Genomic DNA, 20,869 nt, shown 5'->3' with positions numbered 1-20,869 from the left:
AGGGAAGACAAAGTTTGCTTGGCAAGAAAAATATCAATCTGTTCAATACGTTACAATTTGTCATGGCGGAGAGGGCGGGATTCGAACCCGCGTCAGGGGATTACCCTGAACACGCTTTCCAGGCGTGCGGCTTAGACCACTCACCCACCTCTCCAAAAATTTTCACCACCAGCGACCACGCTTTGGCTCCGGCCGGGCTTGCGCTCTTCACAGGCCGCTGAAAACTGCTGCGGTGGCGCATCGGCGGCGTTCCGCGGTGTGCGCTTGCGCCGCCTCGCTTAAGCTCGGTTGCGCCGGGGTTAGCCTCCGCCGCAACAAGCCGCTACGGGCAGCCCGCTTCCGCGAAAATTCGCGATGATACCGGAAGGCGCCTTGGCGCAGCAAGCGAAGGGGGCCATGCTAGAATCCCATCCCGCTTTCTCACCCGGGCGTCATGACCGATCGCAACGCCGTTCTCCAGCAGCTCAATGCCGTAAGCGAGACCTATCGCGATCCCCTCGCAGCCGTGGACTGGCCACGGCTCTCAGCGCAAACCTGGTGGTTGCCGCCAGACTGCCTCTCACTGGCGGGGATAGCCGCTTTCGAAGATCTGCCGGAGCCCATGCGCAGGCGCTTGTCCCATTACGAGTTCTTGCACTGGTTGCAGGTGGGGCTGTGGCTGGAACGCCTGTTCCTGGCGCGCACGGCGCGGGGGCTTAATGACGCGGTCAACCCTCTCGATTACGCCGCGCGCTTGCATGAACTGCGCGAGGAAGCCGGCCATAGTCTGCTGTTTCTCAAGTTCATGGAGGTCTGCGGACTCAATCTGGCTGGTGGGGCCTTTCGCCCCCCGCGCAGGCTCACGGTGCTGGGCAAACTGGCGCCGGTGAATTCGCCGCTGTTCCGACTCGCCGTGGTGGTGGGCGAGGAAGTGCCGGACAAGTTCAACCGGCGCATTCGCGCCCAAGCACACGGCATCGATCCTGTAGTGGCGCGCGTGATCAATCTGCACATGATGGACGAGGCCCGCCACGTGGCGCGGGGCCGGTTGCTGGCGGAGGAAGCCCTCGCCCGGGCAGGTAGGCTGCGCCGCCAAATGCTTGGCAATGCCTTGGCACGCCTGCTTGGCACTTTCGTGTGGGCGGTTTTTTTACCCGCGCCCACTCTCTATGAGCTGGCGGGGCTGGGAGAGGGCCGGCACTGGCAAGAGCTGGCAAGGCGCAACGGAACACGCCGTGCTCTGATGCGCGCGTGTCTTGCGCCGACCCTGCATTGGCTCGCGCGCCAGGGCGTGGCGATCCCGCCGCCAGTGTAAGGCTGCTCAGAAGTTGGCAGCCTCGACCTCCAGATAGGTGCGGTTGATGTTGCCGCCCATGGATTCCTCGAAGTGCTTGAGGCGCTTCCACTCGCTGAGGTCCAGGGTGTTGCGGATCTCGCTGTCGGTAAGGCCCTTTTTGTAGCCCGCCTCCACCCCGGCGTAGAGGCGCGCCATCATGCGGTGAAATTTCAGTGCATCCGCCTTGGTCATGAGGGGGCCATGGCCAGGGATGGCCGTCTTGAAATCGAGCTTGCCCACCTCTTCCAGGGTGTTCACCCAGTTTTTCACGTAGGCGTCTCGAAACGCGGGCATGATGCGGTGCACCAGCACGTCGCCGGCGACCAGCACTTTGTCATCTGGCAGATAGACGAGCATATCGCCCGCGGTGTGTGAACCGAAGGGTGTCCACAGCACCATGCGAACGCCGTCGATGGTGAGGTCCACCCGCGTGTTTTCCTGGTAGGTGGCGTGCGCGAGGACTGGCCGCGTGTTGGAGAATTTCCTGCCGGTGGCGTTTTCCACGATCTGGATCCATTCCGCGCCGGTTTTTTCCAGCTCGCTGCGGCATTTCTCGGAGCTGATGATCCGCGCGCCTGGAAAGGCGACGTTGCCCAAGGTGTGGTCGCCGTGGTGGTGTGTGTTGATGATGTGGGTTACGGGCTTGGGCGTGAGCTTGGCGATCGTGGCCGCGAGATGTTTGCCGACTTCGTCGGTGAAGCCGGTGTCGATGAGGATCACACCTTTTTCACCGACGATCACCGTGCTGTTCACCATGTAACCCTGGTTCTTTGGGTTGGGGAACTCCATGGGTCCGATCAAGGCATAAATGCGATCGTTGACCTTGTGCACCTTGGGTGCGGGTAGCCCCGCCCAGGCCATGGGCACGACAAACAGCAGGGCCAAAGTAAGCATGAGTTTGCGCATGTCGTTCTCCTTTTCCAACGGGGACAAGTGCGACTCATGTTACCATCACACGTTCGGTGACGCTGCCTATGAGCCTGATCGACGCCATCGCGCAAGCCGTCGAAGCCGCAACCGGCGCCCCCTTCGCGCCGCGCGCCGCGCGTACCCTTGGCGGCGGCTGCATCAATCGCACCCAAGTTCTCGAGGACGGTCGGCGGCGATTCTTCGTGAAGATCCACGACGCCGAGCGCCTGCCCATGTTCGAAGCCGAGGCGGCGGGACTAGCTGAACTTGCCCGCACCGGCGCAGTACGGGTGCCCAAGCCCGTGACGAGTGGCACAGCCGAAGGCCATGCCTTTCTCGTGCTGGAATGCCTGGATCTGTCCAGCGGCTCGGCACGGGCTGCGCGTCTTTTGGGTGAAGCCTTGGCGCGCCAGCATCGGGATACGCGGCCGGCTTTCGGTTGGGATCGCGACAACACCATTGGTGCCACCCCCCAACCCAACGCCTGGATGACGGACTGGGTAGATTTTTGGCGTGAGCAGCGCCTGGGCCACCAGCTCGCGCTAGCAAAGGAAAACGGCCTGCCCGCGCGCGCCCTCGAGAAGGGTGAGCGGGTGATGGATCATCTGCCCGCGTTCTTCACTGACCATCGGCCGATGCCCTCTCTCCTCCACGGTGATCTATGGGGCGGCAACTGGGGAGAAGACGAACGCGGCCACCCCGTGATCTTCGATCCCGCGGTGTATTACGGCGACCGCGAAGCGGATCTCGCCATGACTGAGCTGTTCGGCGGCTTTCCCGCCGACTTCTACGCAGCCTACCGCGCCGCGTGGGCCTTGGATCCTGGCTATGCCGTGCGCAAGGTCTTGTACAATCTCTACCACGTGCTCAACCACTTCAATCTCTTCGGCGGCGGCTACGGTCCCCAGGCGGAACGCATGATGGAACGCCTGCTCGCCGAGTGTGGCGCCTAAGCTGGCCATGGTGAACTCGGTTTCGCAGCTGCTCACGCCGCAACAGGCGGCGGGCCTATTGCAACGGGTCATGCCCGGGCGCGATGCCGCTGCCTGGCTTGAGTCGGACCGGCGTTTCCAGCCCATCCTGCCCTTCGTGCTGCACAATGGCGCGGTGCGTTACCGCGAAGAGGACGTGTGTGCCCTGGCCCGCAAGTTACAGGCGGACGTGGCCCTGCGCACCGGGCAGGTGCGTCGGCGGCAGGGGGAACGTCGGCAGCGCGACCAAGACCGGCGCCAGTCGGGCGAGCGTCGCAGCCGCCAGCGTGGCGCCGCCTTGCTGGACCGGCGGCTCATGATCCGGCCCGACCGGCGCGCCGACCTGGACCGGCGCATCCGCGGCTGGCTCAACCGGCGCTGCATTCCGGACCGGCGCCAGCCCGCGCCGGGCTGAGTTCAGCAGATTCGCGGCAGCGGATCGTCTTCCAGTTCTTCCAGCAGGCGTTCGCCGCCGAAAGGCGTCTGTACCACCACCCAGGGCGCGCCGCGCTCGATGCGGCCGACAAGGGCCGCCTCCCGCCCTTGTGTCAGAGCACGCCAGGCGGCCAGCGCCGCCGGTGCCTGGGCGGCATCCACCACGGCCACCACGCGACCCTCGCAGGCGAGATACAGGGGGTCGTAGCCCAACATCTCGCACACGGCCGCCACCGGCGCACGCACGGGCACGTTGGCCCCTTCCAGGCGCACCGTGGCCCCAGTGGCGCGGGCGATTTCGTGGGCCACCGTCGCCAGCCCGCCACGCGTGGGGTCACGCATGAAGCGCAGACCCGGCATGTCCCAGATGGCTTGGGCGAGGGGCAGCACGCTGGCGCAATCCGAGGCAAGCTCGCCGCGCAGGCCGAACTGTTCCCGGGCCAATAGCACCGCCGTACCGTGATCCCCCACCGGCCCACTGACCAGGAGCACGTCCCCGGGGCGGATGCGTCCAAGCCCCAGGGGTTGCGACGCCGCACGCGCGCCCACGCCCGTGGTGGCGAGATAAAGGCCGCCGCCCTGACCTCGCGGCAGCACCTTGGTATCACCCGCCACCACCGCCACCCCAGCCTCGCGCGCCGCCTCTCCCAAGGCAGCCACGATGCGCTCCAAGAGCGCATACTCACAGCCTTCTTCGATGAAGGCGTTGAGGGTAAGCCACAGGGGCCGCGCACCGGACACCGCCAGGTCGTTTACCGTGCCGTACACCGCCAGCGAGCCCAGGTTGCCGCCTGGAAACTCCAAGGGCTGCACCGTGAAGCCGTCGGTGCTGACGAGGAGTTCGCCTGATGTGGGCGGTAGGGTGGTGGCATCATTCCGGACATCCAGCAGCGGGTTGGCGAGGTGGGGCGCGAACAGGTCTTCGATGAGTTCGCGCATCAGCCGGCCGCCGTTGCCATGGGCCAGGCGCACGTGGGCATCACGCATGGTCGTTCGCCGCGACATGGATGATTTGCCCGAAGGCAAGCCCCCCGTCGTTGCAGGGCAGCGCCTCGCAAAGCCGCACAGGCCAGCCGGCTGCATCCAAGAGTGCCGCAGCGTGCTCGGCAAGCAGCCGGTTCTGGAACACGCCGCCGGCAAGCCCCACGGCTTCGAAAGCCGCCTCACACGCGATGGTCCTCGTCTGCTCCACGATCAGGCGGGCGAGGCTGGCATGGAAATCGGCCGCCCGCCGTGCCGGAGGTACACGCGCGTCGAGCAAATGCGCAAGCAACGGTGCCCAGTCGGCCCGCCATACTCCGGCTGCGTCCCGCTTAAGCGGCAAGGCCACCGGCGCGCCTTCGCCCTGGGCGAAGGCCTCCAGCCGCATCGGCCCCTCCCCTTCGTAGCTTGTGTGCTGCACCAACCCCAAAAGCGCGGCTGCGGCGTCGAACAGGCGCCCTGCGGCAGACGTCTCCGGTGCGTTGATTCCCCGCGCCCAGGCCCCACGACAGAACGCAACATCGACTCCCGGGGGCGACCAGTTGAGGCCCTGACTCCAACACAGCGCCGCCGCTGCCCGCCAGGGTTCGCGCGCCGCCGCCTCACCACCAGGCAGGCGAAACGGCCTCAGACTCGCCACCCGGCGCCAGTGTCCGGGCCGTCCCAAGAACGCCTCCCCGCCCCAGAGGGTGCCGTCCTCGCCCAAGCCGACGCCATCCCAGGTGAAGACGAGCCAGTGCCCTACCGCGGGCCATTCTCCAGCCAGAGCCGAAGCATGGGCATGGTGGTGCAATACCGGCACGCACTTAAGCCCACTTGCGCGCGCCCAACGGCTGCTGCCGTAATCCGGATGGGCATCGCACACCACGCGTGTCGCCCGCACGCCATACAGACGCTGCAGATCTTCGATCGTTTGGCCGAACACGTCGCGACTGCGGGGCGCATCCAGGTCGCCGATGTGTGGCGAGATCACCACGCGCCGATCCCAGGCCAGCGCGATGGTGTTCTTGAGATGTCCACCTACAGCCAGCGTAGGCGTCACCACAGATGTCGGCAACACGCGCTCCACCGGGGCCATGCCCCGTCCCAGGCGCAACGGGCGCGCGCGGCCAGCGATGAAACGACGCACGGTGTCGTCCGCGGGCCGCAGAATGGGACGGTCATGGTGAAGAAAGGCGTCCGCCACCCGGGCCAGGCGCTGGGCAACGGCCTTTCCATCCGTCAGCACCGGCTCGCCACTCAGATTGGCCGAAGTGGCCACCACCGGCGCGCCGTAATCCCCAAGCAGCAGATGATGCAAGGGACTGTAAGGCAAAAACGCCCCGACGTGCCCGAGCCACGGGGCCACCGCGTCTGCCAGCCCGCAATCCGCTGCCCGCGCCAAAAGTAGGATCGGACGCTCAGGTGCGCGCAGCACCGCCTCCTCTTCGGACGACAAACGCAGATGCCGCCGTAGGATCGTGAGATCCGACTGCCAGGGAAACATGACGGCGAAAGGCTTGGTGGGACGCCGTTTGCGCTGCCGCAGCCGACCCACGGCAGCCTCGTCCTGCGCCGCCACCAGCAGGTGGTAGCCCCCTACGCCTTTCACGGCGACGATGCCGCCCGCACGTAGCAGCGCCACGCACGCGGCCAGCGCCGCTTCGTTGCCCGCGACCACGCGGCTGCCCTGCACGAAACGCAACTGCGGGCCGCAGGAGGGACAGGCCAGAGGTTCGGCGTGGAAACGCCGGTCTAGAGGATTTTCGTATTCGGCGTGACAGGCGGGGCACAAGGCAAAGGCCGCCATGGCCGTGCGGGCGCGATCATAGGGCAGGCCCGCGATGAGGGTGTAGCGCGGTCCGCACTGGGTGCAGTTGATGAAAGGATAGCGATAGCGCCGGTCGCTGGGGTCTGTGAGTTCCCGCAGACAGTCATCGCAACAAAACTGATCCGGCGGCAGATGCACGTCCGGTGCTGCCACGCCGCTGGCGAGAATGGCAAAACCCGCTAAAGCGCGCGGTGCCGTGGGCTCGCTCGCCAAGAGCTCGGGCTGCGCCAGGGGCGGTGCCTCGGTGAGCAGGGCCGCGGTGAAGACATCCAGCGCCTGGGGCGGGCCTTGCACCTCGATGCACACCTGACCGTTGAGATTTTGCACCGTGCCGGCCAAACCCAGACGGGTGGCGAGCCGGAACACGAAGGGGCGAAAGCCCACACCCTGTACCCGGCCGCCCAGGAAAAGGCGGCGGGCGGCGATCACCGATGGGGTCGAGATGGCGACGGTCATGGGGGCCACGTGAGCGGAGCGCGTATTCAACCCACATTATCCATTAGGACGCGGGATGGGGGTGGTTCCAGGCGCGCCTCGTAAGGCGTGATCAATGTCGGCTGCTGTATAGTTTATTGGGCACGCGCCGGTCTAATGGGTCATCTGGGTTAAGATTCAACCCGACGCGGAGAGAGTGAAAAGCATGAGCAAGGCATTCACCAAGGAACCGGACGAGGACCTCGAAGCGGATCTCGAGGAAGAAGCGCATGAGCTACCCAAGGGCACCAAGAACTACATCACGCCCGCCGGCTATGCCCGCCTCGAAGCCGAACTCAAGCATCTGCTGACGGTGGAGCGGCCGGAGGTGGTGAAAGTGGTGTCCTGGGCGGCGGGGCTAGGCGACCGCTCGGAAAACGCCGACTACATCTACGGCAAGAAGCGGCTGCGGGAAATCGACAAGCGCATCCGCTTCCTCACCAAGCGGCTGGGGTTTGCCCAGATCGTCGATCCCACCCAGCAGCCCCACGACAAGATCTATTTCGGCGCCACCGTGGTGGTGGCGGATGCCACGGGCCAGGAAGCCACCTATACCATCGTCGGCATCGACGAGCTCGATCCCGCCCGTGGCCGCATCTCCTGGCGCTCGCCCCTGGCGCTGGCGCTCCTGGGCAAGGAAGAGGGCGAGACCGTCACCGTGCGCACGCCCAGCGGCGTGCAGGAGCTGGAGATCCTGGAAGTGCGCTACGAGGCGGTGGACTGAGGCAAACCCGTCTGGTGGGACGGCCAGGTCGCGTCAAGAATTCCCGTGGTGGACATCGACCTCATCGACGCATTGATCCGGGAAACACTTCGCCAGCTCGCCAGGAAAGCCCCTGCCCCGCAGCCCTGAGCGATGGCACCGGCGCTTAAGCCACCCGCGCCCTCACCCCGCCCGCCCACCAGATGCGGCATGCGCCCTCGTCGGAGACCATGCACGGCCCCACGGGGTGACGGGGCGTGCAGGCCGTGCCGTAGAGCCGGCAGGCATCGGGGGCAATCCGCCCCAGCACGACCCGGGCGCAATCGCAACCCGGCGGCATCTGGCCGGCGCGCTGGCGTCCCAGCGCCGCGTGGTCCGGAAACGTTAGGCGGGCATCGTGGGCGGCGAAGCGCTCGCATAGCCTAAAGCCTGAGGCGGGAAGCACGCCGATGCCACGCCAGTTGGCCTCGGTGATGTGCATCGTCTCCGTCAATTGCGCCTGCGCCGTGGGATTGCCGCCGGGGCGCACCACCTCCGGATAGCAGTTGTCGAGGAAGGGCTGCGCTTCCAGCAACTGGCGCAGCACGGAATAAAACGCCGCCAGCAGCGACACCGGCGTGAAGCCCGCCACCGCCGTGGGCATGCGGTATTGCTCCACCACGAAGCGCCACTCCTCCGGCCCCATCACCGTGGCCACGTGGCCGGGCGCGATCAGGGCGTCGAAGCCGGGCGCGTCCGAAGCCAATAGCATCGCCACCGCGGGCCAGGTGCGCCGCGCCGAAAGCAGAAGGTAAAGATTGTCGGGTACCCCCTCCAGCAGCATGGCGGCTACCGGCGCAGTGGTGGTCTCGAAGCCGGCGGCGAAGAACACCACGGGTCGCTCAGGATGCGCACGGGCGAGGGCCACGACCTCGCGGGGACTGGCGACGGGCCGCACGTCGGCGCCGGCCGCCTTCGCCGCATCGAGGCAACGGGGCTCGCCCTTGGGTACGTTGACCGGCACCCGCAGCATGTCGCCGAAGGCGGCGAGGATCACCCGTTCTTCGAGGGCGAGCCGGATGGCCTGATACACATCCTCTTCGGGACAGACACACACCGGGCAGCCTGGTCCCGGAATGAGTTCGATCGTGCGCGGCAAGGCAGCGCGCAGTCCGGTGAGCGTGATGGCGCGCTCGTGGCCGCCACAGACGTTCAGGATGCGCACCGGCCGCGTAAGCGGCAGGGCGTGGATCTTGGCGAGCCAGTCCTGGGCGGTGAGGCTCATGCAGGCGTTTCGTTAAGAGGCGCGCCCTCCGGCCGCGCCTTCGGGCGCGTCGTCCCGCCTGCGGCCAGCCGCGCCTGCTGCTGGGCGCGCGTCTGCCGCAACCAGTCGAACCAGGCATTAAGCCCCTGCCCGTTGCGTGCGGAAAGCCTCAATACCGGCGCGTCGTTGGCAAGATTGCGCACATATCCTTCGGCGCGCGCCGGATCGAAGTCCTCCAACAACGGCAGCAAATCACACTTGGTGAGCAGCACGCAGTCGGCGGCGCGGAACATCACCGGATACTTGGCAGGTTTGTCGTCCCCTTCAGTGACAGACAGCAGGGTCACGTTGCGGTGCTGGCCCAGATCGAAGCTCGCGGGACAGACCAGGTTGCCCACGTTTTCGATGAACAGGAAATCGAGGCCCTCCAAGGGAAAGTGGTGCAAGGCCTCATGCACCATGTGGGCGTCCAGATGGCAGGCGGAGCCGGTGGTGATCTGGTGCGCGGGCACCCCCTTGGCGCGGATGCGCGCGGCATCATTCTCCGTGGCGAGATCGCCTTCGATCACGCCGATGCGGAATGCGTCTTTCAAGGTCTCGATGGTGGCTTCCAAGAGCGTGGTCTTGCCCGAGCCCGGCGCCGACATGAGATTGATGGTGAGCACGCCGTGCTGATCGAAGTGGGCCCGGTTGTGGGCGGCCTGATCGTCGTTCTTCGCCAACAGGTTTTGCAGCACCGACACCGCCGTGGTGCCCGCCACCGGCGTGTAGGCGTGCTTGCGATTGCCCGGGGTGATGTTGCAGCCGCAGGTGTTACACATGCCGTCCCTCCTTAGATCACGAGTTCCACGCTCATGAGCATCAGCTCGTCGCCGCTCATGAGCCGGGTATGGTCGTCGCCGCAGCGGGCACACAGCAGCCGGTTGGGTTGCGCCTCGCTCTCCGCACCGCAGGTCTCACACTTCACCCGGATGGGCGCCAACTCGATCAAAAGCTCGGATGACTCCGCCAGCGTGCCGGCACTGGCCACAGGATAAGCCTGCTTCAGCAGGGATACCTCCACGCCCGATAGCGGCCCCACCCGCAGCCGCACCGCCCTCACGCCTTGCGCGTCATGGGCGCGCGCCACGGCCGCAACCTGCGCCAGCAGCGCCTGGCAGACGGACAGCTCATGCATCGCCGTCCTGCGCGCGCAGACCATCGAGGAGTTCCCAGGCGGAGCGGGCTTCGGCCTCTCCCACCTTCTGGATGGCATAGCCCACGTGCACCATGACGAAATCCCCCACCGCCACCGGCTGCGACTGGAGCAGAAACAGACTCACCTCCCGCTCCACGCCCGCCGCCTGACAACGGGCCGTGAAACCATCGATGGCCACCACCTGCATGGGAATGCCAAGACACATGCTGCCCGCCTGCAAAGGAAATCCTCCGTCAATCATAGCCGGATTCCATGTCCTGCACGCGCTTCGGGCAGGTGCTTGCCAGCCGACGGTCCACCGGTTATCGTCTCGCCATGCAGCCAGCGAATCGAGTCGGCGTGCTGTTTTCCGTCCTCGCCATGATGTCGGCGCAAGCCTTGGCCGGCGATGCCGGGCGGGGCGAGGCGATCTTCCGCAGCACCTGTGCTAGCTGCCACGTGAAGCCCACCCGGCTCAAGACGCCGCTTTCACAGATCCGCGAGAAGCTCGCCTCGCGCGCCATCCCGGCGCATCAGCTCGTCCATCTGAGTGAGCAGGATTGCGAGGATCTCCTCGCCCATATCGCCGCCAAGCGATGAGACCGATCATGGCCACGGCACCCCGCCGCCCTTTGCACAAACTTGGCTCAACCAGCCTCCTCCTCGCCGCGAGTCCGGCGCTCGCCCACACCGACCACGCCGCCACGGGCCTGGTCGCGGGTCTGCTCCACCCCGTAACGGGCTGGGACCACTTGCTCGCCATGTTTGCGGTGGGCCTGTGGGCCGCCCAGCCCCACCAGCGCAGCGGGGCCATCTGGTGGCTGCCGGCGAGCTTCATGCTCGCGCTCTTGGCCGGGGCGGCCTGGGGCTGGAACGGCGTCACGCTCCCGTGGGGCGCTGCCTGGGTAGAGCCGGGCATCGCCGCCTCGGTGCTGGCTCTCGGGTTGCTGATTGCCCTGGCGCGCTGCCTGCCCCTCACGGCAAACCTGCTTTTGACCGCCGCTTTCGGCGCGGTGCACGGCTACGCCCACGGTCTGGAATGGCCCCAAGCGACCTCGCCCGCGCACTACGCCATGGGTTTCCTGCTCGCCACCGCCGGACTGCACGTAAGCGGTGTGGCGTTGGGCTACGCCACCCGGCGCCACGCTTGGGCATCGCGCCTCACAGGCGGCCTCATCGCCGCCAGCGGCGTGGGGCTCATTTCCCCGCTCTGATCGGGGCGGCACGGTTTACGCGGCAAGTCCTTCTTTGCGCCAGGGTTGCGATGGCCTTAAGGCATCAGTAGACTGCTCAGTCTATGGCCGCCGCCCATGCCGCCCCCGATGCCGCCGACACCCGCCAGCGGGTGCTGGAAGCCGCCTGCGCCGCCTTCCGCGAGGAAGGCTACCAGGTGAGCATCGAGCGCATCGCGGCGCGTGCGCAGGTGGCCCGCCAGACCCTCTACAACCACTTCGCCAGCAAGGAAGCCCTGTTCGCCGCGGTGATGCGCCATGCGGTGCAGTCCATCCTGGTGACCCTGGAGGGCGAGGGCGATTTGCGCACGACGCTGCTCGACTTTGCCCAAGCCTATCGCGCCCGTGTGTTGAGTGCCGAAGGTATCGCCATCTTCCGCACCATGGTGGCGGAGGCGCCGCGTTTTCCGGAGCTGGCCCGGCAGTTTTTCGAGGAAGGTCCCCAGCACACGCGCCAAGGACTGGCCCGCTATCTCGCCCGGGCGATGGCAGCGGGACGTCTGCGCCGCGACGACCCCGCCTTCGCGGCGGAACTACTCACCGCCATGCTCTCCGACTACGACCGCTTGAAGCGCCTGTTCGGCCTGTCGGCTGAGCCTGAAGACGAAGCCAAGGCCGCGCGGGTGGTGGATGCCTTCCTGCGCCTGTTCGCGCCACCCGGCCGGTCGCGCATGGCGCACCGGCGTCGGTGACCCCTTTCGCAAAGGACGACCATGAAACGTTTTGTCCCGCTCATGTTCTCTCTCCTCCTCGCCGCCTGTGGTCCCAGCGGCAAGGGTGCGCCACACGGTCCCGGCGGCGGTCCCGGCGGCGGTCCCGGCGGCGGTCCCGGCGGCGCCATGCCGCCACCCGAGGTGGAGGTGATCCAGGTGGGCCGCGCCGATGTCACCCTCACGCCGGAGCTGCCGGGGCGGGTGGCCGCCGTGCGCACGGCCCAGGTGCGGGCGCGGGTGGAAGGTATCGTGGAAAAGCGACTGTTCGCCGAGGGCAGCGAGGTCAAGGCCGGCCAGGCCCTGTTCCAGTTGGATGACCGCACCTATCGCACCGCGGCCCAGGCCGCCGAGGCGGACGTGGAAGTGAAAAAACTCAATCTGACGCGGCTGGAGTCGCTGCTACCGGACAAGGCGGTGACCCAGCAGGAAGTGGATGCCGCGCGCGCGGCGGTGAAGCAGGCGCAAGCCCAGCTCGCCCGCGCCCGCCTCGATCTGGAAAACACCACCGTGCCGGCCCCGATTTCCGGTCACATCGGCCGGGCGCTGGTGACGGAAGGCGCGCTGGTGGGCAAAAACGAGGCCACGCTTTTGGCGGTGATCGACCAGCTCGATCCGGTGCAGGTGCTCTTTACCCAGCCCAATGCGCAAGTGCTGCGCCTCAAGCAGGCGCTGGCCAACGGCCGGCTGCAAGCCGCAAAGACGCACAGCGTGGAGCTCATCCTGGAAGACGGCCGTGCCTATCCCCACAAGGGGCGGCTGCTGATGAGCGATCTCAGCGTGGACCCCACGACCGGCTCCATCACCCTCAAGGCGGAGTTTCCCAATCCTGAGCGGCTGCTTTTGCCCGGCACCTTCGTACGCGTGCGGCTGCCTCAGGCGGTGGCCTCCCAGGTGATCGCCGTGCCGCAGAAGGCGGTACTCTCCGGCCCGCAGGGCCAGTTCGTACTCCTGGTGGGACCGGAGAACAAAGCGATGCCGCGTCCGGTGAAGCTGGGCCCCATGGCCGGCGACCGTTTCGTGATCGAAGAGGGGCTCAGCGGCGGCGAGACCCTGATCGTCGCCGGCGTGCAAAAGGCGCGTCCGGGCATGGTGGTCAAGCCCGTCGTCAGGGCGAACTGACATGGCGCGCTTCTTCATCCACCGACCCATCTTCGCCTGGGTCATCGCCATCCTCATCTTGCTTTTGGGCGCCATCGCCCTGAAAAACCTGCCGGTGGCGCAATACCCGCAAGTGGCGCCACCCCAGATCGCCTTCAACGTCACCTACCCGGGTGCTTCCGCCCAGGTGGTGGAAGACACGGTGATCAAGCTCATCGAGCAGGAGATGAACGGCATCGAGCACCTGCTCTACATGGAAGGCAGTGCCGAACTGGGCGCGGGCACGCTCACCCTCACCTTCGAACCCGGCACCAATATCGACCTCGCCTCGGTGGAGGCGCAAAACCGCTACAAGCGGGTGGAGGCGCGGCTGCCGGATGACGTGCGACGCCTGGGCGTGCCGGTGACCAAGCCCCAGCGCAATTACCTGATGTTCGTCGCCATCCATTCCAAGGATGGCAAGCGCAACTTCGTGGATCTGGGCAGCTTCGCCGCAGCCAACGTGCTCGATCCCCTCCGCCGCGTGCCCGGCGTGGGCGAGGCCATCCTGTTCGGCGCCGAATACTCCATGCGCATCTGGCTCAAGCCGGAGCAATTGGTGAACTACGGCCTCACGCCGGGTGACGTGAAGCGGGCCTTGCTGGCGCAGAACGTGCAGCTCGCCACCGGCGAGCTCAACCAGGCCCCGGCCAGCCCCGGCGCCCAGGTGAATGCGGTGATCGTGACGCGGGGCCGGCTCAGCACGCCGGAGGAATTCGGCAACGTCGTGGTGCGTGCCCTGCCCGATGGCTCCACCGTGCGGGTGAAGGACGTGGCGCGGGTGGAGCTGGGCGCGGAAAGCTACGAGCGCTACGCGCGCATGAACGGCCAGCCCATCGCCGCCATCGCGATCCGCGTGGCGCCCGGGGCCAACGCCCTGGACGTGGCCCGCGCGGTGAAGGCGCGCATGGCCGAGCTCGCCCGCTTCTTCCCGCCAGGCGTGGACTGGGCCGTACCCTACGACACCTCGCGCTTCGTCGAGATCTCCATCTTCGAAGTGGTGAAGACGCTGGGCGAGGCGATGATCCTGGTGTTCATCGTGATGTATGTCTTCCTCGGCCACTGGCGCACCACCCTGATTCCGGCGGTGGTGGTGCCGGTGGCGCTGGCAGGCGCCACCGCGGGCCTGTATGCCTTCGGTTTCTCCATCAACGTGCTCACCCTGTTCGCCATGGTGCTGGCCATCGGCATCCTGGTGGACGACGCCATCGTCGTGGTGGAAAACGTGGAGCGCATCATGCGCGAGGAGCGCTTGCCGGCCTTCCAGGCCACGCTCAAAGCCATGGACCAGATCCTCGGCGCGATTCTCGGCATCTCCGTGGTGCTCTCCGCCGTGTTCATGCCCATGCTGTTCTTCGGCGGCTCGGTGGGCGCCATCTACCGCCAGTTCGCCGCCACCTTGATCCTCACCATGGCCTTCTCGGTGCTGATGGCCTTGTCCCTCACCCCGGCCATGTGTGCCACCCTGCTCAAACCCGGCGACGCGGAAAAGGACGAACGACGCGCCTTCAACCGTTTCTTCAAGCGCGTAACCCAGGGCTATCAGGGCTGGGTGGCGCGCATCCTCGCCCGCAGCGGGCGCTGGGTCGTGATCTACCTCGCCATCGTGGTGGCCACTGGCTGGCTGTTCACCAGGCTACCCGGCAGCTTCCTGCCGGAAGAAGACCAGGGCTACTTCATCACCCTGGTGCAGCTGCCCGGCGGCGCGACCCAGGCACGCACCGTGGAGGTGCTCTCCCAGGCGGAGCAGTTCTACCTGAAGCAGCCGGAGGTGGAGCGCGTCATCGGCGTGGTGGGCTTCTCCTTCTTCGGCCGCGGCCAGAATGCGGCCCTATTGTTCACCCGCCTCAAGGACTGGGATCTGCGTCAGGGGCCGGAACACTCGGCGCCCGCGCTGATCGGCCGCGCCATGAGGACTTTCATGCGCATCAAGGAGGCGATGATCTTTGCCGTCAATCCCCCACCCATTCCCGAGTTGGGCGCGGTGGGCGGCTTCGACTTCCGCCTGCTCGATCGCGCAGGCCAGGGACGGGAAGCCCTCCTGGAGGTGCGCAACCAGGTGCTGGGCATGGCCAGCCGCGATCCGCGCCTGGCGGGCGTGCGGCCCGAGGGCCAGGAACCGGGCCCGCAGGTGTATCTGGACATCGACCGCGAAAAGGCCCAGGCGCTGCAGGTGGACCTGGCCGAACTCAACGATACCCTCACGTCCGCCATAGGTGTGGCCTACGTCAACGACTTTGTGCGGCAGGGGCGCATCCTGCGGGTGCAGATGCAGGCCGATGCGAACTTGCGCGCCACACCCGAGGATCTGCTGCGCCTGCCGGTGCGCAACCGCGCCGGCGGCATCGTGCTGCTGGGGGAAATCGCGCGCCCCACCTGGATCACCGGCCTGCCCAAGCTGGACCGCTACAATGGCAACCCGTCCATGAAGATCGCCGGCACGCCTGCGCCCGGCCACTCCACCGGCGAGGCCATGCAGGCGATGGAAGAGATCGCCGCCAAGCTGCCGCCGGGCTTCGGTTTCGAATGGTCCGGCACGTCCTTCGAGGAACGCCTGGCGGGCGCCCAGGCCCCCGTCCTGTTCGCGCTGTCGGTGCTAGTGGTGTTCCTGGCCCTGGCCGCCCTCTACGAAAGCTGGGTGATCCCGCTGGCGGTGATCCTGGTGGTGCCGCTGGGCGTGCTCGGCGCGGTGCTGGCAGTCTACCTGCGGGGCCTGCCCAACGACGTGTTCTTCAAGGTGGGGCTGATCGCCATCATCGGCCTGTCGGCGAAGAACGCCATCCTCATCATCGAGTTCGCGCGCAAGCTGCAGGAGGAGGGCATGGAACTCACCAGCGCGATTCTGGAAGCGTGTCGGCTGCGTCTGCGGCCCATTCTCATGACCAGCTTCGCCTTCATCCTGGGCGTGATGCCGCTCGCCATCTCCACCGGTGCCGGCGCGGCCAGCCGCCATGCCGTGGGCACCGGCGTCATCGGTGGCATGATCGCCGCCACCTTGCTCGCCATCTTCCTCGTTCCCGTCTTCTTCCTGGTGGTGCGTAGCCTATTCCCGCCCCGAGCGCGTCCGGGAGACGACCATGTGTGAGCGCCGTGTCTTCGTGGCGGCCATGGCCATGCTGGTGGCCGGCTGTTCCTTCGTGCCGCCTTACCAACGACCGCCCCTGCCCACGCCGCCAAGCTTTCCGGTAAGCGAGGCAGTCACACCGGCGCCCGCCGACTGGCGCACCTACTACCCCGACGCCCGCCTCACGGCTTTGATCGAGGCGGCGCTCGCCCACAACCGCGATCTGGCGGCGGCCTACGCGCGCGTGGCGGAAGCGCGCGCCAACGCCGCCATGGCGCGCGCCGAGCGGCTGCCGCCGATCGAGGGCAACGCCTCGGCCAGCCGCAGCCGCACGCCCGCCGACGTCACCGGCATGAACCGGGAACGCACGGCCAGCCGCTTCGACGTCAACCTGGGCGTGACCAGCTTCGAGCTGGATTTCTGGGGTCGCCTCAACGCCCTCTCGGACGCGGCGCGGGCGCAGTATCTCGCCAGCGAGGAGGCAGCGCGCAGCTTTCGCGTCAGTCTGATCGGCGAGGTGGCCGCCACCTGGTACCTGCTCAATGAGCTGGATACGCGCCTGCGCCTAGCCCAGCAAAGCCTGGATAGCCGCCTGCGTTCCCTTGAGCTCACCCGCCGCCGGCAGCAGGCGGGCCTGGCCTCGGAACTGGACGTGGCAGCGGCGGAGAGCCTGGTGGCCACGGCGCGCAGCGACGCAGCCGACCTCGCCCGGCAGAAGGCCCAGGCCATCAACGCCCTGCAGCTATTGACAGGCATGGCGGTGACGGTCGCGGCACCGGAAGAGGTGTCACTGCCCGAACCCCTTGCCGCCGGCCTGCCTGCCGAGGTATTGACCCGGCGCCCCGACGTGCGCGCCGCCGAACAGCAGCTTTTGGCCGCCAACTTCAACGTGGGAGCAGCGCGCGCGGCAATGTTTCCCCGCATCACCCTCACCGCCGCTTTCGGCACCGCCAGCGCCGCCCTCGGCGACCTGTTCGCGGCAGGCTCCCAGGCCTGGAACCTGGCCACTGGCGCGCGCGGGCCGCTCATCGACTTCGGCCGCAACCAAGCCAACACGGAGGCCGCCGAGGCGCGCCGTGCCGCTGCCCTCGCCAACTACGAGAAAACGCTGCAGCAGGCCTTCCGCGAAGTGGCCGATGCCCTGGCCGCGGAGAATGAAGGACGGCATCAGGTCGCCGCGCAGGAGGAACTGGTGCGTGCCCAGGAAGCCCGCCTGGCTCGCGTGCGGGCGCGGGAAAACGCCGGGGTGGCGAGCGATCTGGAAGTACTGGATGCGCAGCGCAGCGTGTTCGCCGCCCGGCAGACGCTGGCCGCCAGCCGGCGCCAACTCGCCACGGCGCGCGTGACACTGTACAAGGCCCTCGGTGGCGGCGCGGAGTAGAATCACGTCATGTCCGATCTCAACGACCCCCGCGTCTTCTTCGCCGCCGAACGCACGCTGATGGCCTGGAACCGCACGGGCCTCACCCTCTTGGCCTTCGGCTTCGTGATGGAACGCTTCGGCCTGTTCCTGCACATGCTGCATGTCAAGCCACGGGGACTGGGGCGGGATTTTTCCTTCTGGATCGGCGTGGCCTTCATCCTGCTTGGCCTGGCCGTCGAGGTCTATTCGGTCATCCAGTACCGGCGTGTGCTCCGCACCCTCAGACCCGTGGAAATCCCCGAACGCTATGCCACCTGGGGCGGCATCGCCGCCAACCTCACGGTGGTGGCGCTGGGTGGGGCGCTGCTCGTGTACCTGTTCTCCGAGTTCTGACCATGGACGGGATGGCGCTGGCGAAAGCCACGGTAACGCTGTTCGCCGTGGTGGATCCAGTGGGCACCATCCCGTTCTTCCTGGCCGCCACCCGCATGCTCTCCACCCATGAGGCGCATCGGGCGGGGAGGATTGCGGCGCTCACGGTGTGGGCGGTGCTGGCGGCCGCTGCCCTGTTGGGGGAATACGCCCTTCGTTTCTTCGACATCAGGATCGAGTCCTTCGCCGTGGCGGGGGGTCTGCTGCTGCTGATGCTATCGCTGTCCATGCTTCAGGCCCACGTGAGCCCCCTGCGCCAGACACCGGAAGAGGCCACCGAGGCCGAAGAGAAAGAAGCCATCGGCGCCGTGCCCCTGGGCGTGCCTCTGCTCGCGGGCCCCGGTGCCATCACCCAAGTCATCGTCGCCTCAGGGGAGGCGCCCCACCCCGTGGCGCTGCTTGTCCCCATCACGCTGGTGAGCCTGTCCGTCTGGGTCGCCTTCCGGGCTGCGCCGCTCATCGCCCACCGCCTCGGCCGCACCGGCATCCACATCGTCACCCGCCTGATGGGCCTCATCATCGCCGCGCTATCGGTGGAAATGATCGCGCGGGGACTGGCGCGGCTATTTCCGGGCTGGATGACGTAGAAGCCACGCGGGGGCAGGCGCCCCAGCCGAAACGAAAGGCGCTTTGCACCGCGCCCAGCACATCGTCGAGGCTGCGGCGGCCCTTGACCCGCCGTCTCGGGAACGCCATTACCCACTCGATTTTCAAATGAGACAAAAAAGCCGGGCAAGGCCCGGCTTTTTTGCTTCCCTTGTGAGGAGATTACTTCTTCTCTTCCGCGGGAGCAGCCGGCGCGGCGGCGCCACCGGCAGGAGCGGCAGGCGCAGCGGTACCTTCTGCAGGCGCAGCCGGAGCGGCAGGGGCAGCAGCCTCAGGCGCCGGAGCAGCGGGAGCCGGAGCCGGAGCCGGAGCAGCCGCAGGCGCGGGTGCTTCGGCGGCGGGCGCAGCGGCCTCTTCTTTCTTGCCGCAGGCAGAAAGCGACACGGCCAGCAGAGCAGCGAGCAGGACGGAGTATTTCATTATGTTTCCCTTTAGCTAAAGTTAAAACAAGTTGAACCTGATCGGTCTTGCTACCACGCAAAAGTGGACCGACGCGGCGAATTATAGCAACCCGCAGCAAAAATGTAAGTGGCAAAAGCAACAGGCACCCTATCATAGCCCGAGGGTGGTGGCAGCGAGCGCCGGCCGGGATGCCTGCCAGATCTCCTCGAAGCGACGCTTAAGTTCCTGGGCATGCTCCGGCTGCTCGAGTCCCCATCTGCCCCGAGCATGGTCGAAATGGAAACGGTGCACGTAATGCGCCCCGTCGGCCACCATGATGCCATCGTAAAGGGCGCGCGCCTCACGCTCCGTCTCATGGATGCTCACGGCATGGCTGAACTGGCGCAGGAGATTCATCAGGCGCGGCTCGCGCCGTGGCAGTCGTGCCGTATCGTGCAACACAATGCGCAAGCGGTTGTCACGCCCCATCAGTAGCAAGCGGCGCAGGGCCTCGCTGCGGACAGGATCGTCGAAGCCCGCCCCTTCCAGGTTGCGATCGAAGATGCAGATCTCTCGGCGCGCCGCCAGAATCAGGTGGTCGATCGCGCATCGATAGCCGGAGGGAACGTCGAATGTGCCCGCGCTCGGTGTCTCCTCAGCCATGGGATCTCCGCGCGGCGGGGAGTTCTAGCCAGCCGGCCCGGTACCACTCGTACAGGATCTCGAATAGCTCCCGGGGCGCGGCATTGAGGCCGGCGAGTTCCCGCCCATCCGCGAGCCGCGTCAGCCAGCCGCGCAGGCCCGAAGCCACCCGCAGGGCCTCGCCGTTGATGAACACGCTGGGACCATGGAACAGCATCAGGCTCTTCAGGGACAGTCGCACACCCCGGGTCCGCGCCACCCGCACGAAGGCACCAAATCCCAACGGGCGCGAGGGTGGCTCGAAAAATAGGTGGGGTTTCGGCTCGGTCAAGTAGCGCCCGAGAAAGTCCGCCACCTGCGCCCGGTTCCAGCGGATGGCCTCGAGTAGATGCGCCACCTTGTCCAGCATGGCTCCATCAATCTCTGCAGGATGACGCTTGAGCCGCAGATCCGGATCCTCGTACATGCCAGTGACCTGCAGGTTTTCCTCCAGATAGGCGAGGAACTGGGTCACCAGCTCCTGGGCAGAAGGTGCGCGAAAGCCGATGGAATAGGTGAGACAGTCGTCCAACGCCACACCGTAATGGGCATATTTGGGAGGCAGATAGAGAAGATCGCCGCTGCCCGCTGTCCATTCCTGCTCCGCACGAAAGCGCTCGAGAATACGCAGCGGTGCGCCCTGCACAAGCCGGCGGTCACGCTGGCCGCTGATTTGCCAGCGCTTATGCCCGAGGCCTTGCAACAAAAACACATCGTAGGAATCGAAATGGGGCCCTACACCGCCGCCGGCAGGCGCAAAGCTCACCATGAGATCGTCCAGCCGCGCATAGGGAATGAAAGAAAAGGCTTGTAACAGCGCCTTGCCTTCGGGTAGCACCTGGTCGACGCCCTGCACCAGCAAGGACCAGCGCGCCCCTTTGAGGCCACGGAAATCGCCGGCAGACAAGGGGCCGTGGCGCACGCTCCAGACACCATCGCGCTCCACGACCAGGCGTGCCTGCACGTCCTCGCGCGCTGCCAACGCCTTGAGCTCCGCAGGGGTGAGGACATCGCGAAATTCGGGCAGGGCCTGGGGCACGAACAGAGGCGCCTTCTGCCAATAGCGCGCCAAGAACTGTCGGGGAGTGAGAAAACCGAGCAGTCGATCGATCATGGGGGGATTATACGGTGCGCCTTTGTCCTCCACACCTGCACATAGGTTTTCTGTTGTCAACAAATAGAACTGTCCGGTCTTAAAGCACGTAAACTGTCCGCTTTTCCCCTGTGGGAAGGTGTCCCACA

At 66.7% G+C, this 20,869-nt stretch carries 21 protein-coding genes and 1 tRNA gene; 12 read left to right on the top strand and 10 right to left on the bottom strand.

Going from position 1 to position 20,869, the window contains the following annotated elements:
* Positions 1–63: 63 nt before the first annotated feature.
* Positions 64–154 (bottom strand) — tRNA-Ser (locus tag V6E02_RS12610).
* Positions 155–433: 279 nt separating this feature from the next.
* Here V6E02_RS12610 and V6E02_RS12605 point away from each other — a divergent pair.
* Entirely contained in the window at positions 434–1,294 is an 861-nt protein-coding gene (locus tag V6E02_RS12605) for a diiron oxygenase (protein ID WP_347309158.1), read from the top strand.
* 6 nt (positions 1,295–1,300) lie between these two features.
* On the opposite strand, the gene V6E02_RS12600 is transcribed toward V6E02_RS12605, so the two are convergent.
* Positions 1,301–2,221 carry an MBL fold metallo-hydrolase gene (locus V6E02_RS12600; protein WP_347309157.1) on the bottom strand — a complete coding sequence of 307 codons (921 nt, stop codon included), beginning with the start codon at positions 2,219–2,221 and terminating at the stop codon, positions 1,301–1,303.
* A gap of 68 nt (positions 2,222–2,289) precedes the next feature.
* Between V6E02_RS12600 and V6E02_RS12595 the strand changes: the two genes are divergently transcribed.
* Together V6E02_RS12595 and V6E02_RS12590 are read left to right on the top strand one after the other, a co-directional pair.
* On the top strand, positions 2,290–3,177 hold the full coding sequence (locus V6E02_RS12595) for a fructosamine kinase family protein (RefSeq protein ID WP_347309156.1): 888 nt from the start codon (positions 2,290–2,292) through the stop codon (positions 3,175–3,177).
* Positions 3,178–3,184: 7 nt separating this feature from the next.
* A complete protein-coding gene (locus V6E02_RS12590; protein ID WP_347309155.1) occupies positions 3,185–3,610 on the top strand; it encodes a hypothetical protein in 426 nt (141 codons plus the stop codon).
* 2 nt (positions 3,611–3,612) lie between these two features.
* Here V6E02_RS12590 and hypE read toward each other — a convergent pair whose 3' ends face one another.
* The gene (gene hypE / locus V6E02_RS12585; protein ID WP_347309154.1) at positions 3,613–4,617 is read right to left on the bottom strand and encodes a hydrogenase expression/formation protein HypE; all 1,005 of its coding nucleotides are present in this window, start codon (positions 4,615–4,617) and stop codon (positions 3,613–3,615) included.
* Positions 4,610–6,877 carry a carbamoyltransferase HypF gene (gene hypF, locus V6E02_RS12580; protein ID WP_347309153.1) on the bottom strand — a complete coding sequence of 756 codons (2,268 nt, stop codon included), beginning with the start codon at positions 6,875–6,877 and terminating at the stop codon, positions 4,610–4,612. The genes hypE and hypF overlap by 8 nt, the downstream gene beginning before the upstream one ends.
* Before the next feature lie 184 nt (positions 6,878–7,061).
* On the opposite strand from hypF, the gene greB reads away from it, so the two are divergent.
* On the top strand, positions 7,062–7,619 hold the full coding sequence (gene greB, locus V6E02_RS12575) for a transcription elongation factor GreB (protein WP_347309152.1): 558 nt from the start codon (positions 7,062–7,064) through the stop codon (positions 7,617–7,619).
* Between the two features lie 145 nt (positions 7,620–7,764).
* Here the strand turns inward: greB and hypD are convergent, their stop codons facing one another.
* The 4 genes from hypD to V6E02_RS12555 are packed head-to-tail and all read right to left on the bottom strand — an operon-like array spanning position 7,765 to position 10,280.
* Positions 7,765–8,862, bottom strand: coding sequence for a hydrogenase formation protein HypD (hypD, locus tag V6E02_RS12570; RefSeq protein WP_347309151.1), 1,098 nt, complete (start codon positions 8,860–8,862; stop codon positions 7,765–7,767).
* Entirely contained in the window at positions 8,859–9,662 is an 804-nt protein-coding gene (hypB, locus tag V6E02_RS12565; protein ID WP_347309150.1) for a hydrogenase nickel incorporation protein HypB, read from the bottom strand. Before hypB ends, hypD begins: the two co-directional genes overlap by 4 nt.
* 11 nt (positions 9,663–9,673) lie before the next feature.
* Complete coding sequence (locus V6E02_RS12560; RefSeq protein ID WP_347309149.1) at positions 9,674–10,018, bottom strand: hydrogenase maturation nickel metallochaperone HypA/HybF; 345 nt, start codon at positions 10,016–10,018, stop codon at positions 9,674–9,676.
* A complete protein-coding gene (locus V6E02_RS12555) occupies positions 10,011–10,280 on the bottom strand; it encodes a HypC/HybG/HupF family hydrogenase formation chaperone (RefSeq protein WP_347309148.1) in 270 nt (89 codons plus the stop codon). The genes V6E02_RS12560 and V6E02_RS12555 overlap by 8 nt, the downstream gene beginning before the upstream one ends.
* An 11-nt stretch (positions 10,281–10,291) precedes the next feature.
* Here V6E02_RS12555 and V6E02_RS12550 point away from each other — a divergent pair, with 11 nt between their 5' ends.
* The 8 genes from V6E02_RS12550 (at position 10,292) to V6E02_RS12515 (ending at position 18,546) form a co-directional block, all read left to right on the top strand.
* Positions 10,292–10,618 (top strand): c-type cytochrome, encoded by a 327-nt coding sequence (locus V6E02_RS12550; RefSeq protein ID WP_347309147.1) that lies wholly within the window; start codon positions 10,292–10,294, stop codon positions 10,616–10,618.
* 8 nt (positions 10,619–10,626) lie between these two features.
* On the top strand, positions 10,627–11,232 hold the full coding sequence (locus V6E02_RS12545) for a HupE/UreJ family protein (RefSeq protein WP_347309146.1): 606 nt from the start codon (positions 10,627–10,629) through the stop codon (positions 11,230–11,232).
* 83 nt (positions 11,233–11,315) lie between these two features.
* A complete protein-coding gene (locus V6E02_RS12540) occupies positions 11,316–11,942 on the top strand; it encodes a TetR/AcrR family transcriptional regulator (RefSeq protein WP_347309145.1) in 627 nt (208 codons plus the stop codon).
* A 21-nt stretch (positions 11,943–11,963) separates the two neighbouring features.
* Complete coding sequence (locus V6E02_RS12535) at positions 11,964–13,082, top strand: efflux RND transporter periplasmic adaptor subunit (protein WP_347309144.1); 1,119 nt, start codon at positions 11,964–11,966, stop codon at positions 13,080–13,082.
* Position 13,083: 1 nt separating this feature from the next.
* Positions 13,084–16,185, top strand: coding sequence for an efflux RND transporter permease subunit (locus V6E02_RS12530; RefSeq protein ID WP_347309143.1), 3,102 nt, complete (start codon positions 13,084–13,086; stop codon positions 16,183–16,185).
* On the top strand, positions 16,178–17,545 hold the full coding sequence (locus tag V6E02_RS12525; protein ID WP_347309142.1) for an efflux transporter outer membrane subunit: 1,368 nt from the start codon (positions 16,178–16,180) through the stop codon (positions 17,543–17,545). Before V6E02_RS12530 ends, V6E02_RS12525 begins: the two co-directional genes overlap by 8 nt.
* 9 nt (positions 17,546–17,554) lie before the next feature.
* Positions 17,555–17,920: a YidH family protein gene (locus V6E02_RS12520; RefSeq protein ID WP_347309141.1), complete on the top strand. Its 366-nt coding sequence runs from the start codon at positions 17,555–17,557 to the stop codon at positions 17,918–17,920.
* A gap of 11 nt (positions 17,921–17,931) precedes the next feature.
* A complete protein-coding gene (locus tag V6E02_RS12515) occupies positions 17,932–18,546 on the top strand; it encodes a MarC family protein (protein ID WP_347309140.1) in 615 nt (204 codons plus the stop codon).
* Positions 18,547–19,117: 571 nt separating this feature from the next.
* Here V6E02_RS12515 and V6E02_RS12510 read toward each other — a convergent pair.
* Both V6E02_RS12510 and V6E02_RS12505 read right to left on the bottom strand, forming a co-directional pair.
* Entirely contained in the window at positions 19,118–19,609 is a 492-nt protein-coding gene (locus tag V6E02_RS12510) for a DUF7931 domain-containing protein (protein ID WP_347309139.1), read from the bottom strand.
* On the bottom strand, positions 19,602–20,741 hold the full coding sequence (locus tag V6E02_RS12505; protein WP_347309138.1) for a JmjC domain-containing protein: 1,140 nt from the start codon (positions 20,739–20,741) through the stop codon (positions 19,602–19,604). The genes V6E02_RS12510 and V6E02_RS12505 overlap by 8 nt, the downstream gene beginning before the upstream one ends.
* Positions 20,742–20,869 lie beyond the last annotated feature (128 nt).

This window comes from Thiobacter sp. AK1 (assembly GCF_039822265.1).
GTDB classification, from domain to species: domain Bacteria; phylum Pseudomonadota; class Gammaproteobacteria; order Burkholderiales; family Thiobacteraceae; genus Thiobacter; species Thiobacter aerophilum.
Note: the sequence above shows the minus strand (reverse complement) of the source record. Positions and strands in the feature narration are given on the sequence as shown.

What these genes read in the sequence shown, in the direction of transcription:
- V6E02_RS12605 (WP_347309158.1), top strand. Translation starts at nt 434, where the DNA reads ATGACCGATCGCAACGCCGTTCTCCAGCAGCTCAATGCCGTAAGCGAG.
- V6E02_RS12600 (WP_347309157.1), bottom strand. Translation starts at nt 2,221, where the DNA reads ATGCGCAAACTCATGCTTACTTTGGCCCTGCTGTTTGTCGTGCCCATG.
- V6E02_RS12595 (WP_347309156.1), top strand. Translation starts at nt 2,290, where the DNA reads ATGAGCCTGATCGACGCCATCGCGCAAGCCGTCGAAGCCGCAACCGGC.
- V6E02_RS12590 (WP_347309155.1), top strand. Translation starts at nt 3,185, where the DNA reads ATGGTGAACTCGGTTTCGCAGCTGCTCACGCCGCAACAGGCGGCGGGC.
- hypE (WP_347309154.1), bottom strand. Translation starts at nt 4,617, where the DNA reads ATGCGTGATGCCCACGTGCGCCTGGCCCATGGCAACGGCGGCCGGCTG.
- hypF (WP_347309153.1), bottom strand. Translation starts at nt 6,877, where the DNA reads ATGACCGTCGCCATCTCGACCCCATCGGTGATCGCCGCCCGCCGCCTT.
- greB (WP_347309152.1), top strand. Translation starts at nt 7,062, where the DNA reads ATGAGCAAGGCATTCACCAAGGAACCGGACGAGGACCTCGAAGCGGAT.
- hypD (WP_347309151.1), bottom strand. Translation starts at nt 8,862, where the DNA reads ATGAGCCTCACCGCCCAGGACTGGCTCGCCAAGATCCACGCCCTGCCG.
- hypB (WP_347309150.1), bottom strand. Translation starts at nt 9,662, where the DNA reads ATGTGTAACACCTGCGGCTGCAACATCACCCCGGGCAATCGCAAGCAC.
- V6E02_RS12560 (WP_347309149.1), bottom strand. Translation starts at nt 10,018, where the DNA reads ATGCATGAGCTGTCCGTCTGCCAGGCGCTGCTGGCGCAGGTTGCGGCC.
- V6E02_RS12555 (WP_347309148.1), bottom strand. Translation starts at nt 10,280, where the DNA reads ATGATTGACGGAGGATTTCCTTTGCAGGCGGGCAGCATGTGTCTTGGC.
- V6E02_RS12550 (WP_347309147.1), top strand. Translation starts at nt 10,292, where the DNA reads ATGTCCTGCACGCGCTTCGGGCAGGTGCTTGCCAGCCGACGGTCCACC.
- V6E02_RS12545 (WP_347309146.1), top strand. Translation starts at nt 10,627, where the DNA reads ATGGCCACGGCACCCCGCCGCCCTTTGCACAAACTTGGCTCAACCAGC.
- V6E02_RS12540 (WP_347309145.1), top strand. Translation starts at nt 11,316, where the DNA reads ATGGCCGCCGCCCATGCCGCCCCCGATGCCGCCGACACCCGCCAGCGG.
- V6E02_RS12535 (WP_347309144.1), top strand. Translation starts at nt 11,964, where the DNA reads ATGAAACGTTTTGTCCCGCTCATGTTCTCTCTCCTCCTCGCCGCCTGT.
- V6E02_RS12530 (WP_347309143.1), top strand. Translation starts at nt 13,084, where the DNA reads ATGGCGCGCTTCTTCATCCACCGACCCATCTTCGCCTGGGTCATCGCC.
- V6E02_RS12525 (WP_347309142.1), top strand. Translation starts at nt 16,178, where the DNA reads ATGTGTGAGCGCCGTGTCTTCGTGGCGGCCATGGCCATGCTGGTGGCC.
- V6E02_RS12520 (WP_347309141.1), top strand. Translation starts at nt 17,555, where the DNA reads ATGTCCGATCTCAACGACCCCCGCGTCTTCTTCGCCGCCGAACGCACG.
- V6E02_RS12515 (WP_347309140.1), top strand. Translation starts at nt 17,932, where the DNA reads ATGGCGCTGGCGAAAGCCACGGTAACGCTGTTCGCCGTGGTGGATCCA.
- V6E02_RS12510 (WP_347309139.1), bottom strand. Translation starts at nt 19,609, where the DNA reads ATGGCTGAGGAGACACCGAGCGCGGGCACATTCGACGTTCCCTCCGGC.
- V6E02_RS12505 (WP_347309138.1), bottom strand. Translation starts at nt 20,741, where the DNA reads ATGATCGATCGACTGCTCGGTTTTCTCACTCCCCGACAGTTCTTGGCG.